The organism is Novosphingobium sp. (assembly GCF_032093395.1).
Classification (GTDB): Bacteria; Pseudomonadota; Alphaproteobacteria; order Sphingomonadales; family Sphingomonadaceae; genus Novosphingobium.
On sequence record NZ_DAMDBA010000001.1, the window covers coordinates 144,790 to 161,469 of the forward strand.

The 16,680-nt window shown below is 65.0% G+C and carries 12 protein-coding genes; 4 read left to right on the forward strand and 8 right to left on the reverse strand.

The features are described from left to right. Positions 1-121: 121 nt before the first annotated feature. From RT424_RS00565 to RT424_RS00575, 3 genes are read right to left on the reverse strand one after another with little or no spacing between them, the layout of a single operon-like run. Entirely contained in the window at positions 122-1,744 is a 1,623-nt protein-coding gene (locus RT424_RS00565) for a peptidase dimerization domain-containing protein (RefSeq protein ID WP_313433689.1), read from the reverse strand. Between the two features lie 5 nt (positions 1,745-1,749). Continuing rightward, positions 1,750-3,357, reverse strand: coding sequence for an amidohydrolase (locus tag RT424_RS00570; protein ID WP_313433690.1), 1,608 nt, complete (start codon positions 3,355-3,357; stop codon positions 1,750-1,752). Between the two features lie 16 nt (positions 3,358-3,373). Then, positions 3,374-6,274 carry a TonB-dependent receptor domain-containing protein gene (locus tag RT424_RS00575; RefSeq protein ID WP_313433691.1) on the reverse strand — a complete coding sequence of 967 codons (2,901 nt, stop codon included), beginning with the start codon at positions 6,272-6,274 and terminating at the stop codon, positions 3,374-3,376. Positions 6,275-7,015: 741 nt separating this feature from the next. On the opposite strand from RT424_RS00575, the gene RT424_RS00580 reads away from it, so the two are divergent. The 3 genes from RT424_RS00580 to RT424_RS00590 all read left to right on the forward strand — a co-directional run bounded on the left by RT424_RS00580 (position 7,016) and on the right by RT424_RS00590 (position 12,238). Next, positions 7,016-7,543: an Lrp/AsnC family transcriptional regulator gene (locus RT424_RS00580; RefSeq protein WP_313433714.1), complete on the forward strand. Its 528-nt coding sequence runs from the start codon at positions 7,016-7,018 to the stop codon at positions 7,541-7,543. 154 nt (positions 7,544-7,697) lie between these two features. Next, the gene (locus tag RT424_RS00585; protein ID WP_313433693.1) at positions 7,698-11,036 is read left to right on the forward strand and encodes a S41 family peptidase; all 3,339 of its coding nucleotides are present in this window, start codon (positions 7,698-7,700) and stop codon (positions 11,034-11,036) included. 170 nt (positions 11,037-11,206) lie between these two features. Then, the gene (locus tag RT424_RS00590; protein WP_313433694.1) at positions 11,207-12,238 is read left to right on the forward strand and encodes a nucleoside hydrolase; all 1,032 of its coding nucleotides are present in this window, start codon (positions 11,207-11,209) and stop codon (positions 12,236-12,238) included. Positions 12,239-12,260: 22 nt separating this feature from the next. Here the strand turns inward: RT424_RS00590 and RT424_RS00595 are convergent, their stop codons facing one another. Together RT424_RS00595 and RT424_RS00600 are read right to left on the reverse strand one after the other, a co-directional pair. Then, positions 12,261-12,713 carry an META domain-containing protein gene (locus RT424_RS00595; protein WP_313433696.1) on the reverse strand — a complete coding sequence of 151 codons (453 nt, stop codon included), beginning with the start codon at positions 12,711-12,713 and terminating at the stop codon, positions 12,261-12,263. 83 nt (positions 12,714-12,796) lie between these two features. Then, a complete protein-coding gene (locus RT424_RS00600) occupies positions 12,797-13,024 on the reverse strand; it encodes a hypothetical protein (RefSeq protein WP_313433698.1) in 228 nt (75 codons plus the stop codon). Positions 13,025-13,286: 262 nt separating this feature from the next. On the opposite strand from RT424_RS00600, the gene RT424_RS00605 reads away from it, so the two are divergent. Further along, the gene (locus RT424_RS00605) at positions 13,287-13,766 is read left to right on the forward strand and encodes a hypothetical protein (RefSeq protein WP_313433699.1); all 480 of its coding nucleotides are present in this window, start codon (positions 13,287-13,289) and stop codon (positions 13,764-13,766) included. A 61-nt stretch (positions 13,767-13,827) separates the two neighbouring features. Here RT424_RS00605 and RT424_RS00610 read toward each other — a convergent pair whose 3' ends face one another. From RT424_RS00610 to RT424_RS00620, 3 genes are read right to left on the reverse strand one after another with little or no spacing between them, the layout of a single operon-like run. After that, positions 13,828-14,475 (reverse strand): YjbE family putative metal transport protein, encoded by a 648-nt coding sequence (locus RT424_RS00610; protein ID WP_313433700.1) that lies wholly within the window; start codon positions 14,473-14,475, stop codon positions 13,828-13,830. Then, the gene (locus tag RT424_RS00615) at positions 14,472-15,560 is read right to left on the reverse strand and encodes a biotin carboxylase (RefSeq protein WP_313433702.1); all 1,089 of its coding nucleotides are present in this window, start codon (positions 15,558-15,560) and stop codon (positions 14,472-14,474) included. Before RT424_RS00615 ends, RT424_RS00610 begins: the two co-directional genes overlap by 4 nt. Then, positions 15,547-16,602: an AbrB family transcriptional regulator gene (locus tag RT424_RS00620; protein ID WP_313433704.1), complete on the reverse strand. Its 1,056-nt coding sequence runs from the start codon at positions 16,600-16,602 to the stop codon at positions 15,547-15,549. The genes RT424_RS00615 and RT424_RS00620 overlap by 14 nt, the downstream gene beginning before the upstream one ends. Positions 16,603-16,680 lie beyond the last annotated feature (78 nt).

A 16,680-nucleotide genomic window follows, 5' to 3' on the forward strand; every position in this document is an offset into this window, starting at 1 on the left:
GGGGTAATGGAACATCGCTCCAGGGAGCGCGGGGATTCGGGAAAAAGCCGGCCGGGGCAGTTTTCATGTCGTCAGGGTGTTCGCACCCCGGCCGGTCGCGCGAGCTTAGGGCATCAACGCCCTAGCCGCCCGCGCCCGAGGTGTCTCGACCCGAGGCTTCGTAATCGATGCCGAGTTGTTGCAGGTAGGAATCGTACTTCTTCGGGTCGTAGTAGCGGCTCTCCATCGCCGGGCGTATCTGCGCCATGGTGCGCGCATTGCGGTCGATGGCGGGCATGTCGGTGGCGGCGATCAGAGGATCGTACTTCTGGTCCTTGAGCTGGACGTCCTTCATCCAGGTCTTCGCATCGGCAATCAGTTCCGGCGTGGTCATCAGGTCGAGGATCGTCATCGCCACGGCCTTGGCGCCGACGACGGTGCCCTTGTGCGCGATCGGCGTGGCCATCGCCATTGCGGCGGTGGCGTGGTGGAAGATCACGTTGGGGATGTTCGCCGGATAGCCGATGGTGACGGTGGGCACCGTCCACATCACGTCGCCGATGTCGTCCGAACCGCCGAAGCTGGCATTTCCGCGCGTTTCGGGCGTGGAGAGCGGTGCCACCCCGGTCGGCAGCGGTTCCACCTTGAGGTGGTTCTTCACCTGCACCGCGCGCGCGAAAGCCTGGTCCGCCGCGGACCACTGCGGAACGCCGACCGTCTCGATATTGGCGTAGAGCGCCTCGGCCAGCGGCTTGTTGCCGTAGTTCGGTGCCGCGAACCCCAGCACCTTGCGGCTGACCGTAGTGCCCGTCGCCAGCGCCGAGGCTTCCGAGATCTGGTTGCCGACTTCATAGAGCTTGCGCAGCGAGGCGAAGTCCTTGTCGCGGAAATAGTACCAGCTGCTGGCCCGGTCCGGCACGACGTTGGGCTGCCCCCCGCCGTTGGTGATCACATCGTGAGATCGCTGCGAGAGCGGCAGATGCTCGCGGCGGAAGTTCCACATGACGTCCATCAGTTCCACCCCGTCGAGCGCGCTGCGGCCCTCCCAGGGCATCCCGGCGGAGTGCGCCGTCTTGCCTTTCCATTCGTATTCCACCGAGATCATGCCGGTCAGCCCCAGATCGCCCCAGCCGGTGCCGAAGCCGGTGTTGACGTGCGCGAAGATCGAGGCATCCACGTCCTTGAACAGGCTCGCCCGCACATAATAGGCCTTGGTCGCCAGCAGTTCCTCCGCCACGCCCGGCCAGACCATCAGCCGTCCCTGGATTCCGTGCCTTGTCATCACCTGCTTGGCGGCCAGGGCGGCGGCGACCATCAGCGGCATGCCCGAATTGTGCCCTTCGCCATGGCCGGGCGCGCCTTCGGTCAGCGGCTTCACGTCCGCCACGCCGGGTACCTGCGATACGCCGAGCAGACCGTCGATATCGCTACCCAGCGCGATCTTCGGGCCGCCGCTGCCCCAGGTGGCGGTGAAGGCGGTAGGAACGCCCGCCACGCCGCGCGTCACCGTAAAGCCGTTCTTCTCCAGGATGCCGGCCAGGTATTCGCTGGTCTTCACTTCCTGGAACCCCGGCTCGGCGAACGAGTAGATCTCGTCGACCATCACCTGGATCTGCTTGCGCTGCGCCTCGACGGCGGTGGCGACTTCCTGTTTGAGCGCCGGGTCCGCTGCGGCCTGCGCGGCACCGGGAACCAGCGCGGCAACAGCGAGCACGGGGGCCAGCACGGGGGAGAGCGCGGCGGCGATCAGGGTACGCTTGCTCATCGCGATCACTCCGCCGGCTTGGTCAGGGTGGGGTACTTGACGCCCAGCTGGTCGAGATAGGTCGGGTATTTTGCCGGGTTGTAGTAATACTTCTCCATCATCGGCCGATAGAGCTGCATGTTGCGCTCGTTGAGCCAGATCGCAGGCACATCTTTGTCGGTCAGGACCGGCGCGTAAGTATCGGTCTTCAACTGGACGTCGGTGAAGTAGGTCTTGGCCTCGGCAACCAGCTGCGGCGTCGTCACGATGTCGAGCACGGTCATCGCCACCGCCTTTGCCCCCGCTTCCACGCCCTTATGCGCGATCGGCGTGGCCATCGCGAAGGCCGAGGTGGAATTGTGCCCGATCATGTTCGGGATATTCGAGGGGAAGCGGATGGTGATCGTGGGCACGGCCCACATGATGTCACCGATATCGTCCGAGCCGCCCCCGGTGGAGGGCTTGCGGTTTTCCGGCGTGGAGAGTTCGGTCACTTCGTCCTTCAGCGGTTCGACCTTGCGCTCGTTCAAGGTTTGGGCCGCCTTGGCGAATGCCTGATCGTCCGCGCTCCACTTGGGCATACCCACCGTCTTGATATTGGCATAGGCCGCCTCGGCCAGCGGCTTGTTGCCGAAGTTCGGCGCGGCATAACCCAGCGTCTGCTGCGTCATCGTGGTACCGGTGGCAAGCGCTGCGGCCTTGGCGATATCGTTGCCCACTTCGTAGAGCTTGCGGATATCGGTGAAAGTACGCTCGCGGAAGAAGTACCAGATGCTCGCCTTGTCCGGCACGACATTGGGCTGGCCGCCGCCGTTGGTGATGATCATGTGCGAACGCTGGGTGAGCGGCAGGTGCTCGCGCCGGAAGTTCCACGCGACGTCCATGATCTCCACCGCGTCGAGCGCGCTGCGGCCCTCCCAGGGCATGCCCGCCGAATGCGCGGTCTTGCCCTTGAAGCTGTATTCCACCGAGACCATGCCGTTGCCGCCCATCTCGCCGTATCCGGTCGAGAAATCGGAACTCACATGGGTGAAGATCGAGGCGTCCACGTCCTTGAACAGGCCCGCGCGCACATAGTAGGCTTTGGTCGCCAGCAATTCCTCCGCCACGCCGGGCCAGAGCATCAGACGGCCTTCCAGCCCGTGCTTCGTCATCACCTTCTTGGCGGCCAGCGCGGCGGCCACCATCAGTGGCATGCCGGAATTGTGCCCCTCGCCATGCCCCGGCGCCCCTTCCACCAGCGGCTTCAGGTATGGCAGGCCGGGCGTCTGCGACACGCCCAGCACGTCATCGATATCGCTGCCGAGCGCGATCTTCGGCCCGCCCTTGCCCCAGGTTGCGGTGAAAGCGGTGGGAATGCCCGCCACCCCGCGCGTCACCGTGAAGCCGTTCTTTTCCAGGATGCCGGTGAGGTATTCGCTGGTCTTCACTTCCTGAAAACCCGGCTCGGCATAGCTGAAGATCTGATCGACCATGACCTGGATCTGCTTGCGCTGCGCCTCCACTTCGGCGGCGACTTCATCCTTCAGCGCCTGCGGAGCCGCCGCCTGGGCGGGGGCACTGCCTAAAACGGTCGTGGCAAGACCGGTTGTGGCCAGGGCGGCAGCAAGTGCGGCGCGCTTCAAAGTCGTCATTATCCGAAATCCTCTTTTAAAATTCGACCCAAGCCGAGATGCGGAAGGTGCGGCCGATCACGTCGTAGCGTGTGCGGTTGGTCTGTGCGTAGGCGGGCACGTTGTTGCCATCGGGCCCGTTGCCGACGAGCACCGGATCCTTGTTCAGCACATTGTTGACGATGAAGGTCAGGTGCCCCACGCCGTTGTTCATCGCCGGGAACTTGAAGTCCACTGACGTGTCGAAATAGACCGCACCCTTGATGGAATTGTCGTTGATCGTGCGGTACTGCGCGGTGCTGGTGGGGCAATTGCCGTCGCACGAAATCCAGTCGTTGCCGTAGACGCCGTCGGTAAAGCCCCGCGCCACCAGATTGAAGGTTACGGGATCGATGTCGTAGAATGCGCTCAGTCGATAGACCCAGCTTGGCGACGCGTAAGTGCCGCTGGTCAGCACGCCCGCATAGTCGATCGGGAAGCTGATGCCGTCATCCACCACGTTTTCGATATAGTGCGTGGTCTGGCCGTGCAGGCGCAACATGCCGGGGCCGACCGGGGCGGAATAGCTGGCCTCTATGTCGAAGCCCTTGGTCTTCTGGCGGGCGAAGTTGATCGGGGTCAGGTCGATCGTGCTGAGCTGGCCGTTCACGAACTTGATGTTGGGACAGTACGAGCTGATCCCCTGCTCGTAGCACAGGTCCACGGTCTGCTGCGCGGTGATCGATCCGATCGCGTCCTTGATCCTGATCTGGTAGTAATCGAACGAAAGCGAGAAACCGGGCAGGAAACTCGGCTCGAACACCGCGCCCAGCGTCCAGCTGTCCGCCACTTCCGGCTTGAGGTCCGGGTTGCCGAAGGCGTTCTGGACGAATTGCAGCGATCCGGTCTGCGGTGCATCGGCACCGGTCGGGATGATCACCGAGTTGGTGCGTGCCGTGCCCGCCGCGAACAGTTCGTCAAGATTGGGCGCGCGGATGTCATGGCTCAAAGTGCCGCGCAGGCGCAGTCCGTCGATCGCCTGCCAGTTCGCGCCGACTTTCCAGGTGCCCACCCAGCCGGACGTCGAATAGTGCGTTCCGCGCGCGGCGGCGTTGACGTTCATGCCATCGAAGATCGGCACGTCGAGTTCGAGGAAGCCTTCGTAAACGTCGTACTTGCCCTGGTTGACGCGGAAATTGCCGTATAGCCAGCCGGAATTGTACTGGGGATCCACCGAGCCGTTGATCTGCTCGCGCCGCCATTCGACCCCGGTGGCGAAAGCAAGGTCTCCGGCCGGCAGGGCGAAGGCCTTGCCCGAGATCGTCGCGGCGGCGACATCCTGCTTGATGGTCTGGCGGCGCAGCGGCTGGTTGCCGTCGTTGAAGATCCAGTTCAGCGCTTCCGCCGATGGTCCGTCGGTGCCCAGCCGGTCGATCGGCACGCAGCCATTGCCGGGATTGCTCAGGCTCGATCGGCACACGATGTTGCCGGAAGCGTCGAACACGGCATCCTGCGCCTGGGTCATGCGGGCGTTGATCCAGCTATTGGTCAGCGCCTCGCGCGCCTTGGTGACGCCCTTCTGATAGTAGACGTCCCAGTTCATCGTCTTGTCGGACAGCTCGAAACTGCCCTTGGCGCCCAGCACGCCGCGATAGACCTGACGCTTGATGTCGCTGCCGGGGATGGGGAAGCCGGCGTTGGACGTGCCCACGGTGATGGAGGAGAGGCCCTGTGCCGCCATGGCCGCCGCGACGCTGGGGTACTGGCTGAGCAGGTAGGCATTGTCTGCCCGGATGGCGACGCCGGTGCTGGGGGTCTGCTGGTAGGAGCTGGCACTGACCGAGCGGTTGTAGGAAAACTGGCTGAACACCTCCACCGTGGGCGTGATTTCGAAAGCCACGCGCTGGAACGCGCTAAGGCGCTCGTCAAGCGGGACAAGCGTGTTGGTGCCGACGTGGCCATCCAGCGTGGTCTGCCAGTCGCCGCCGATCATCCAGGGATTGCTGGTGCTGGTGGTGCCATAGGCAAGTTGCGCGGTCTGCCCGGCACCCAGGAAATAGGTACCGCGCAGCGGGCCGCTGGTGATCAGGCCGCCGGCCGTATAGCCTGACGGACCGATGCCGCTGCCGACCAGGCGCTGCGGCTCGCCGTTGGTGGCGGTGTAGGCCGGATTGTTGATCTGGAAATAGCCGTTGTGGTTCCAGTCGCGGCGGATACCTTCCTCGCGATCCTGCTTGAAGTAGGAAAGGTTGCTGAGGAGGTGCAGCCGGTCGTCCAGCAGCGAGAAGCCCGCCGTGCCCGTGAAGCGGTAGTTGAAGGCGTCGCCATAAGTGGAGATACCCGTATCGACGCCCAGCTTCACGCCCTGGTAGCCGGTGTCCAGGATGAAGTTGACGACGCCGCCCACCGCGTCCGAGCCGTAAGCGGCCGAAGCGCCGCCGGTGATGACTTCGACCCGCTTCACCAGATCCTGCGGGATCGTGTTGATGTCCACGGTGCCGCCCACGGTCGAGGCTACCGAACGCTGGCCGTCCACCAGCACCAGCGTGCGCCCGACCCCCAGTCCGCGCAGGCCGATCGAGTTGATGCCTGCCGCGGCGTTGGAGAGGCCGCCTGAGGAACTGCCCGAGGTGCCGCTGCCGGCAATGGCGGGAAGCTGGTTCACGAAGTCGGAAATGTTCGCGGGCGCCTGGGCGGCGATATCTGCCTCGCCCAGCACGGCAACCGGGGTGGGGGCGCTGTAACCGTCACCGACGATGCGCGAGCCGGTGACGACGATGTCTTTCAGCGGCTCCTCTTCGGCGGGTTCCGCCTGCTGCGCCAGGGCCGGCGCGGCAACCAGCAGTGGGCCAAGGAATAGCGTCCTCGCCGCGCCCGCCAGAAGCAGGGAGCGGATCGAACGCGCCGAAAAAGGTTCCAACGTCCCCGGCGCTATCGAGGTCTGGACTGCATTGCGCATTGCGAAAACTCCCTGTGACTGACCCTTCTTCGCCACAGGCGCCCTCATCCCGATGGATGGATACGAACATGCTTCTCACCGGCGCACGAAGGCGCCCACCGTCGTTGCGGTGCCGCTGCAAGGCGGACTGGTGAAGAACCCGTCATCTCCGCTCCCTTTTGCGAGGAGCCCATCGTCTCGCAGTGTCCACCTTGTTGTTCGGTGCTGCCCGATCCGGACTACTGTCTGACGATGCCGATACTATCCGGAAGGCAGGGATTGATCCCAAGAAAGTTGGTGCTGATTTTCCCCATACACGATGGATTCCATCGCGAATTGCCAAGTTGGCGCAGGATTGGTGCGCAGCCTGCCGGCGATGCGCATCTTCCCGAACGGGACTTTCGGTTGATTCGCGAAAATGCAGTGCAGCACGGCCGTTAGCGTCCTCGAGTCTCGCAGGACAAGAGTTATCCACGCACGATTTCCGCACAAGTTTTCGAAACCGTGCAGGAATCCGTCACAACCCTCGCTCGGCGACCGGATAAGTTCCGGGAACCGTCGCGGTGTTTGCGCTACGCTTTCATTGCAACGGCGAAGGAAGTCGATGCGCCGCTTCGGGAATGCCGATCGGCGGCGTCATCGTGCGGATCGACAACATTCTGTCCCAATAAATCGCCTTGCCACACCCTTTTGTTTGAAATCGAGCGGATACCGGGCAATATGGTTTCGAAAGTCAAAAAAGGGGGTCACACCAGGATGGATATGCAGTCCGGCAAACTGCACTGGCTCGAGGCTGCGCGCGGCAGATCCGGGCAGCACGAATTGGACGATACCGATCTTCGCCTGATGCGTGCCCTGGTCGCCGACGGACGCGCTTCGGACGTGTCGCTGGGCGAAAAGGTCCACCTGTCGAGCACGGCCGTCGCACGCCGACGCAAGATCCTGGAGGAAGCCGGCTATATCACCAGCTACGCGGCGAACCTCAACCTGCGTTCGCTCGGCTACGGCACCTTGGTGATGGTATCGATCGAGCTTATGTCTCAGGCCGAGAAAGTTCTGCAGGACTTCGAGACTGCGGTGCTGGGAAGTCCATCCATGCGCTTCTGCGCCTTCGTCACCGGCGATACCGACTTCCTGATGATCCTCAACGTACAGTCACTGGAAGATTACGACACGATCTACCGCAAGGAACTTTCGGTACTGCCCCATGTGCGGCGTATCCGCAGCAGTTTCGTGCTGAGGGAAGTGGCCAGCCGCCATATCGCGCCCGTAGTCCTGCAAGGCCCGTAGTCCTGCAAAGGTCGCCGTGACGCGGGTCGTTAACGCACCGACCTGAACACGGTACCGGAAAGCGGTATCGGGGCGAGCAGGGCGCGCACCGGTTGCGCAATGCTGCCGGGTTGGGCCATGGTCGGCATCGTTTTCGACCAGGGGCTCCCGTCTTATGAATCGTTTTCGCGTGATCGCGACCAGTCTGCTCGCTTTGGCATCGTCCGCCGCCGGAGCCGAGCAGGGCTTCTACCAATACCCCAGCGTCCGGGGGGACGTGCTGGTCTTCGCCAGCGAAGGCGATTTGTGGCGCACCGGACGCAGCGGCGGCATCGCCACCCGCCTGACCAACCATGTGGCCGAGGAAAGCGACGCGCGCGTCTCCCCCGACGGAACACAGGTCGCCTTCACCGCCAGCTACGATAGCGATCAGGACGTCTACGTCATGCCGGTCGGCGGCGGATCGCCGCGTCGCCTGACTTTCGAGGGCGGGATGCTGCGCACGGTCGGCTGGACGCCGGACGGCAAGGTGATCTACGCCTCGCGCCTCACCGGCGCGGGACAGGGCGAGATACTCTACACCGTCGATCCGGCCGGTGGAGAGGCCACCGCCATCCCGCTCTGGCGGGCCAACGACGCGACTTACGGGCAGGACGGCCAGACGCTGTTCTTCAGCCGTCGCGGCCTTACCGCCCGCGCCCGCGACAACGCGGTGCTCTACCGGGGCGGCGGCATGGAGCAGCTATGGCGCTGGCGAAACGGATCGTCCGAAGAGGCCGTGCAACTGCTGGCGGACTTCGGCGCGCCGATCCGCTTTCCCATGGCCTATGGCGGCCGGATCTACTTCATTTCGGACAAGAGCGGAGCCGACGCGGTATGGTCGGTGGGTGAAGACGGCAGTGGAGTGACGAAGCTGTCGGGAGAAATGCCCTTCCCGGTGCTTCAGGCCAGTATCGATAACGGAGACGTCTATCTCCAGAACGGCGCGGACATCCATGTCTTCTCCAGTCGCGACAACAGCCTGCGCAAGCTCTCCATCGAGATCGTCACCGACCGCGAGCAAACCCGGTTGCGCTCGATCGGCGATCCGCTGAGCCAGTTGGAAGCCGCGCGGATATCGCCCTCTGGCGAGAGCGTGGCAGTGACGGCCCGCGGCCGGGTCGCTCTGGGCGCGCCCAAGCACTTGCGCCGGGTGGATTTTTCGATCCCCTTGCAGGCACGCGGCCGACAGGCCGTGGCCGCGCCGAAGGGCGAGCGCGTGTTCATGATCCTCGACCGGGGCGAGCGCGGCGACATCTACACCATGCGCGCCGACGGTTCCGGCGAACCCGTCGCCATCACGCGCGGCTACGATGCCTATATCTGGTCCTTCGCCGTATCTCCGGACGGCAAGACGCTGGTGCTGTGGGACAAACAGGCGCGCCTGCAGAAGGTGGACATCGCCACCGGCCGCCTTACCCTGCTGGCCACCAACGACGCGGGAGACGATCAGCCATTCCACGACCTGGCCTTCTCTCCCGATTCCACGCATATCGCCTATGCGGAAGTCTCGCGGCTCAACAATGCCAACACCAGCGACCTCTTCGTGCAGAACCTCGCCACCGGCGCGCGGGCCAGGGCCACGTCCGGCAAATACAACAGCTATGCCCCGGCCTTCGCGCATGACGGCGCCTGGCTCTATTTCCTGTCAGACCGCAACTTCGATCCGACGCCGGGTTCGCCCTGGGGCGATCGCAACATGGGCGTAGCCTTCCCGGACCGGGGCGAGATCCATGCCCTCCAACTCGATCCCTCGGCCCCGTTCCGCTTCCGCGAGGATAACGAACTGACCGGCAAGGCGGACGACAGGCCGGAAGGGGGCAAGTCGGACGAAGAAAAGCCCGCTTCCCCGGAAGCCGACGAAAAGAAGGACAAGAAGGACGAAAAGCCCAAGCCGGCCCGCATCGTCCTGAACGGCCTTGCCGAACGGCTCTACAAGCTGCCGACCGAACCCGGCATGAGCGAAATGCTGCTGGCGTCCAAGGATTTTCTCTATAGCCGCAAGGGCGACAAGCTGGTCTCGATCGCGATCGACAAGAGCGATCCGAAAGTCGAGACGTTCGCCGACAAGGTTCAGGGGGCGGAGATTTCCGCCGATGGGAAGACGCTTCTGGTCGTGACCGGCCAGGCCCGGAAACCCCGGATGATGCTGGTTCCGGCCAAGGCCAAGCTGCCGGAAAAGGTGGAACCCAGTGTGGTCAGGCTGGACGACTGGCGCCTGGCGGTCGATCCCGCCGCCGAATGGAACCAGATGTTCGTGGACGCCTGGCGCCTGCATCGCGATTTCGCATACGATCCGGCCTTGCGCGGGGTGGACTGGAACGCCGTGCGCGTGCGGACGGAGCCTCTTCTGGCGCGCATCGGCCATCGCGCCGAACTCAACACGATCCTGGGCCAGATGGCCTCGCAACTGGGCATCCTGCACAGCCAGGTCCGCCCCGGCGACCTGCCGAAGGATGGCGAAAACAGCGAGATGGCCTTCCTGGGCGCGCGCTACACGCCGGTATCGGGCGGTTTACGCGTAGACAGCATCTTCCGCTCGGAGGCCGATCTGGTCTCCACCCGCCCGCCGCTCACGCGCCCCGGCGTGGACGTGCGCGTTGGCGACGTGATCCGCCGTGTCGACGGCCGTCCGGTGGCTTCGCTCGGCGCGCTCCAGCTCGAAATCGCGGCGAAGGCGGGGCAGGAAGTGCGTCTCGACCTCACGCGTGGCGGCAAGCCGCTGAGCGCGATCGTGGAGCCGATGAACTTCGACGGCGAAGTGACCGCCAGCTATCACGACTTCGTCGAGGGCAAGCGCCTTGCCGCCCGGAAGCTTTCGAACGACAGGATCGGCTACCTGCACTTGCGCGCCATGGGTTCGGACGATGTCGCCAGCTTCGCGCGCGACTACTTCGCGCAACTGGACAAGGACGGCCTCATCATCGACGTGCGCAACAACAACGGCGGCAACATCGACAGCCTGATCGTCTCGATGCTGATGCGCCGCGCCTGGGCCTTCTGGGCCAAGCCGGACGGCAGCGGCGTGCCGGGCACGAACATGCAGAATGCCTATCGCGGCAAGATCGCGGTGCTCATCGACGAGCGGACATATTCCGATGGCGAGACTTTCGCCGCCGCCATCAAGTCGCTGGGAATCGCGCCCCTGATCGGCAAGCGCACGGCGGGCGCGGGCATCTGGCTGTCCGACCGCAACCGCCTGAGCGACAGCGGCGCCGTCCGCATCGCCGAAAACGCCCAGTATGCCGCCGATGGCACCTGGATCGTCGAGGGGCTGGGGATCGGCCCTGACTACGAGGTGGAGAACGCACCGCATGCAAGCTTCGCGGGGCAGGATGCCCAGCTCGAAGCTGCCGTCTCGCTGCTCAAGCAGGAAATCGCCCGCGATCCCGTTCGACCGCTCAAACCGAAGCCCCTGCCCGCCATCGGCACGCCGGCCGCCGACGTGCGACCGCTGGGGCCACAGGTTCGGTAACGACTGCGGCAAGAACCGAGGCGGGTGGCGGTTGCCGCCACCCGCCTCGCGGAATCGCGGCACTCAGAGATAGCGTCAGCCTATACTTCCAGAAAATATCGTTATTTTACACGATGGACGGCCAGTGCCACTCTGACCCCAATGGCGTAAACAGGGGTGAGGCAGGCACGATGATCGATCGCAGGATGTTTATCGGCGCCACCGGCGCGTTCCTTGCCAGCCTGCCGATGGGCCACGCAGCAGCAGCCGCTATTGTTCCGCGCAAGCTGGCACGCGTCATCATCGACAACGATTTCGCCGGCGACCCCGATGGACTGTTCCAGCTTGCACACCATGTCCTGTGCCGCTCCGTGGATATTCCGCTGATCATCGGCTCTCACTTGCCCACCTCCTTCAGCAGCGGTCACGATGCAAGCGACGGGGCCGCACGCGCGCGCGAACTCCTGAAGATCATGAAATTGGACGCCGCCCACGGCCCGATCGCCGGGTCGGAAACGGCCATGCGCTCGCGCACGTCCTGGTCTGCCGGTGCGGCCTCCGCAGCCATCGTCCGGGAGGCCATGCGTGCGGATGCAAGCGAACCGCTGATCTACGCGGCGGGAGCGGGACTGACCGACCTGGCGCTCGCCTGGCTCAGCGAGCCGCGCATCGGCAAGCGACTGAAGCTCATCTGGATCGGCGGCAACGAACACGCGGGGCTTGCAAACCCCATTCCCGGTCCCGGCGAAGTCGAGTTCAATCTTTCCATCGACCCGATCGCCGCGCAAGTGATCTTCAACGAATCCGACATCGAAATCTGGCAGGTCCCGCGCGACGCCTATCGGCAGATGCTGTTTTCCAACACGGAGCTGGACGAACTTGCCGCATCCGGCGCCCTGGGTGTCTATCTGAAGACCAGAGTGGACGCCATGGCCGAGATGCTGGCGAACATCCCCGGTGGGCCAGCGGTTTCCGCATCGGAAACCTACGTGCTGGGAGACAGCCCCCTGGTGACCCTTTCCGCGCTCGTCTCGCCGGTGCTGCCGGACCCTTCCTCCTGCAAATACAGGGCGATGCCCACGCCCCGACTGCTGGAAAACGGCACTTATGCGACCAGGACGAACGCCCGGCCGATGCGCATCTATACCGATATCGATGCCGGGCTCACGTTTAGGGACATGCTGGCGAAGTTCCGGACGCTGAACCTTGGCGCGGTGCGGTAATCTGATCGCGCCCTCGCCCCGGTCAACGAACCTCCGACATCAACCGCAGCTGCGCGGTGGTACCGTCGCTCGCGCGGATGGTGAGCAGCTTGCCCGCGCGTTCCCAACGGCTGGCTTTGCCCATCAACTGCCAGAACCGGGCTGCGAAATTCTTCCCGTCTTTCGCCGGGCAGCCCATCACCGTGAAGATGATCGGGCCGCCGGTCCCGGTGAACGCGCCGGCCCTGGTCCAGCGCATGTAGGCCGATCCGCCGCTGTTGCATTCCCAGGTGCCACCAATCGTGCCGTCAGCTCCCATGAACAGCGTGGCGGCAGGAGCCTTCGACCTTCGGGGCGCTCGTTCGCCCCCGACACCGAGAACTTCCCATCGACTGCCCGGCGTCCCGCTGCTCATCCTGTCCAACGAAAGTGCTGCGCCGGCCGGGGCCACCGTCGTTGCAAGCGCTAATACCGAGGCCAACACGCTGGCGATCATAGCTGTTTTCCCCCTCTATCCAGCCATGCGGAAACTTGCCGAGATGACATGTCGCCTTGAAGACATCTCGGGCGCCGCCGCCTTCAGCGCGGGTTCTTCTGGACCTGCGCGGGGCCTTCCTGTCGGCCGGCACCGGGATCCTCCTGGCCGGGGCCGGGACGATCCCAGACGCCGATCGAAAGCCAGAGGATCGCAATAGCTATAGCGAACACCCCGAAGATCGCGCAGAGAATATAGGGCAGGATGCGGGGTGCTCCGCCGCGATGTTCGGTGCCGAGGCCCCCGTAGCTCTGGTTTGCATTCTCTTCCATCATCCTGCTCCGGTAGAGCGCGACGGAACGTTCGCGCCGGGTCTATGCGATTGCAACGCCGGACCGACATCGCAAGTTGCCGCCGGCCCCCGCGTCTTGAAGCGTGCCCGAAGCCGCGCTCCGCCCATCCGAACCGGCATTGCCGGTACTGCCAGCGGCATTGCCTGTTGCATGCCTGCGCCTTGACGGTTGATATGCAAGGAAATGGGGCGGCCATGGAGGCCGCCCTTTCCGCGATGCGTTCAGGCAGTGGGAGATGGAAGTGGTCGTCACCAAAATCGGCAAGGCAGTCCTTGCGTCCTCCCTGCTGGCGATCGCCCTGCCGTCGACATCGCGCGCTGCGGATGGACACGACAGCCCGGCAACGCCTACGCAGATTCTCGACGAAAAGAGCGCGGAGCGCCTGCTGGCGAACAAGGGTCTGACGCTTCAGTGGATCGACTGGGATCACCGCGGCACGGCAACCGTCACGAACAAGGACGGCGTATGGAGGCTGCATGGCCGTCAGGCGGGCGCAAACGGTCCGGGCCTGCTGGCACTGGATGGCGTCATCACCGAAATCGGTGCCGACTATTTCACCTTCCAGGGCAAGATCACCATCACCGACACGCCGGATCCGGGCCGCACCTGCTCAGCCGACAAGACCTGGCATTTCGCCGTCACGCAGAACCGAAGCTATTATCGGCTGCGCGAATTCGAATGGTGCGACAGGCTGACGGATTACATCGACGTCTACTTCTGAACGAAACGGAAAAGCCGGGGCCGCCGGAGAATGCCCCTGCGGGCATCCTCCGGCATGCCAGTCAGAACAGGACGAGCAGGCCGCGCGTCGGGTCTACCAGGCCTTCCCAGATCATCTTGCCGGCGACGTAGAGTATGACCAGCAGGCCGACATAGGCGATCCAGCGGTAACGCTCGATCACGCGGGCAAGAGCGTTTGCGGCAAGGCCCATCAGGGCGACCGAAAGGATCAGCCCGATGGCGAGAATGCCGGGATGGTCGCGCGCGGCACCGGCCACGGCCAGCACGTTGTCGAGGCTCATGCTGATGTCGGCCACGGCCACGGCCCAGGCGGCGGCCGCGAAGCTGCGCGGCGCGGCCTTGGCGACGGGATCATCCTCGCCGCCAACGTCCTCGCGCAGTTCGCGCCACATCTTCCAGGCCACCCAGACCAGCAGCAACCCGCCAGCGAAGACGAGGCCGACCATCTGCATGAGCTGCGTCACCACAAGCGCGAAAGCGATGCGCAGCACCAGCGCGGCGATCACGCCGATCAGGATGACCTTGCGGCGCATGGCCGCGGGAAGCCCGGCCGCCAGAGCGCCCACGACGATGGCATTGTCTGCCGCCAGCATCACGTCGATCAGCACCACCTGCCCGAAGGCGGCGAGCGCGGCGGGTGAGCCGAGGTTGGAGAAATCGGCAACGATGTGCTGCCACAGGTCGGTCATGCGGATAAGTTCCTGTTGGTCCAGGCGCCGCGAGCGGTCGCCACGAGGAAGTCGGGATAGCTCCAGCCTATGGCGGCCGCAGCAAGGGTGGAAAGGCTGTCTTCGTCCTCGCGGCCCGGACGGCCGGAGCCGGTCAGGTTGGGCTTGGCGTTGACGTCGAAAAGGAACTGGGCGCCATGGGCATCGGCGCGGCAGTCGATCCGCATGGGTGAGCGGATTTCGAGGAGCGCGGCGGCTTCCTCGCAGGCTGCGATGACGGCGACGATAGCCGGATCGGCGCATTCCTCGGGCGTCATCGCGGCGCTGTTGCGGCTGACCGGAACGTCGCCGTTATAGGGGGCGACGTCATCGTGCTGATCGAACCGGCGCACGGGCGGCAGGGCGAAAGGTGCCGTCGCTTCTGCCCGGCAGGCCGCGGGCATCACGGTAATAGTGATTTCCTGACCGGGCAGGAACTGCTCCAGCATGATCGCCGCGCCGAAGCGGCGGCTTTCGGCCAGATCGCGGACTTGCGCGGCCAATTGCCCGAAAGTTCGGGCCACGCCCACGCCCTGGCTGCCGCGGCCGCGTAGCGGTTTCACCACCAGCGGCGTCAGACTTGCGAAAGGCACGAGCTGGGCATCGAGATCGCCGTCGCCGTCGATCAGCCAGGATTGCGCGACCGGCAGGCCCGCCGCCAGCAGGCGCGCGTTGGTGGCGGCCTTGTCGTCGATCGCCTGCATGGCCTGCGGGTCGGGACCGACGATCCAGGCCTTGCGGCTGGCCGCCTCGATCGGATGCCCCTCGAACACGACGGTATTGGCCCAGAGCAGCGTCGCCCCTGCGTCCAGCGCGGCGGCAATGCCCTCCTCGGTATCGGGCCAGACCCAGTCGAAGACACGCGTCGGGTCGGGATCGGCCACCGGCGTCGCCAGGGTACAGCCCGCCGCCAGCAGGGCCACGCCGATATCGGCGCCGCTGTCGGAGTAGCCGCCGGGCTTGGCTTCCTTGCGGGCGCCGTCGATCACCGGCGGTTCGAGCGCCTGATAGAGGATGGCGATGGTCTGTTCGCCCGGTGTCTGTTCGCCAACGTCAGGCGCGGTCATTGGTGGCTCCCATGATGCGGAAGGACAGCGGCGCGCCGACGATGACCAGCATCACCCGGACGAGATGGTGAACGATCACGAAGCCTGCCTCCAGCGAGAGGCTCAGCGCGACCATGCTCATTTCCGCCACCCCGCCGGGCGAATAGGCCAGCGCGACGAGCGCCGGGTTGAGCCCCGTAACCCAACCGATCGCAAAGGCCCAAACGAAGGTTATGACGAGCAGGATCGCGGTCGATCCCGCCGCCAGCAGCAGAGTGCGGGCCAACGTCTTGAGGTCGAGGCCGACGAAGCGGCAGCCGATGGTGGCGCCAAGGCCCACTTGCGCAGCGGCGATGGCCCAGGCGGGAATGTGGAAATCGGAAAGGCCGGTCAGATGCACCAGCGCGCTTGCGAAGAGCGGCCCCATCAGGTGCCAGGCGGGCAGGCGCAAGGCGCGGCCGATCATGCCGCCCACGATCACGCAGCCGAGCCCCCAGAGCAGCAGCGGCCAGCCGGTCTCTTCGGTAACCAGCGGCCCGGTTAGCGGCGGGGCGTGGATGTCCGCCTCGAAGGCGCGGATCAGGAATGGCAGGATGAAGACGACGAGGAAGATGCGCGCGCCGTGAATCAGGCCGATCATGCGCTCGTCGGCACCGCGTTCCGAGCCCATCAGCACCATCTCGGCAATGCCGCCGGGCATGCCCGCGAAATAGGCGGTGGGGGGATCGAACCGGGCGACGCGGCGGAAATAGAGCACGCAGAGGAACGCCGCGCTGGCGAGGAACAGCGGCAGCAAGGCGATGGGCACGATCCACTCCGCCGCCTGTGTCATCAGGCCCGGATGGAAGGCACTGCCCAGCACGACGCCGATCACCGCCGACATCGGACGACGGGTGGCGGAAGAGGCGGCGATGGGCAAGCCGGCGATGCTCCCCGCCGCGCAGGCCGTCATCGCGCCGAGCACCCAGGGCAGCGGCGCGCCGACAGCCCAGAACAGCGCGCCGCCCGCCGCGCCGAGGGCCAGCGCGGCAAGGAAGCGCAGGATCATCGCTGCCTTCGTCATTGCGAGCCCCGCAGGGGCGCGGCAATCCAGAGCGGCTCTGCGCGACTCTGGATTGCTTCGCTACGCTCGCAATGACGA

Excerpts from the sequence above, each read along its gene's own strand:
- RT424_RS00595 (WP_313433696.1), bottom strand. The coding sequence starts at position 12,713 with ATGATCGCCAGCGTGTTGGCCTCGGTATTAGCGCTTGCAACGACGGTG.
- RT424_RS00600 (WP_313433698.1), bottom strand. The coding sequence starts at position 13,024 with ATGGAAGAGAATGCAAACCAGAGCTACGGGGGCCTCGGCACCGAACAT.
- RT424_RS00580 (WP_313433714.1), top strand. The coding sequence starts at position 7,016 with ATGCAGTCCGGCAAACTGCACTGGCTCGAGGCTGCGCGCGGCAGATCC.
- RT424_RS00575 (WP_313433691.1), bottom strand. The coding sequence starts at position 6,274 with ATGCGCAATGCAGTCCAGACCTCGATAGCGCCGGGGACGTTGGAACCT.
- RT424_RS00565 (WP_313433689.1), bottom strand. The coding sequence starts at position 1,744 with ATGAGCAAGCGTACCCTGATCGCCGCCGCGCTCTCCCCCGTGCTGGCC.
- RT424_RS00590 (WP_313433694.1), top strand. The coding sequence starts at position 11,207 with ATGATCGATCGCAGGATGTTTATCGGCGCCACCGGCGCGTTCCTTGCC.
- RT424_RS00585 (WP_313433693.1), top strand. The coding sequence starts at position 7,698 with ATGAATCGTTTTCGCGTGATCGCGACCAGTCTGCTCGCTTTGGCATCG.
- RT424_RS00570 (WP_313433690.1), bottom strand. The coding sequence starts at position 3,357 with ATGACGACTTTGAAGCGCGCCGCACTTGCTGCCGCCCTGGCCACAACC.
- RT424_RS00610 (WP_313433700.1), bottom strand. The coding sequence starts at position 14,475 with ATGACCGACCTGTGGCAGCACATCGTTGCCGATTTCTCCAACCTCGGC.
- RT424_RS00615 (WP_313433702.1), bottom strand. The coding sequence starts at position 15,560 with ATGACCGCGCCTGACGTTGGCGAACAGACACCGGGCGAACAGACCATC.
- RT424_RS00620 (WP_313433704.1), bottom strand. The coding sequence starts at position 16,602 with ATGACGAAGGCAGCGATGATCCTGCGCTTCCTTGCCGCGCTGGCCCTC.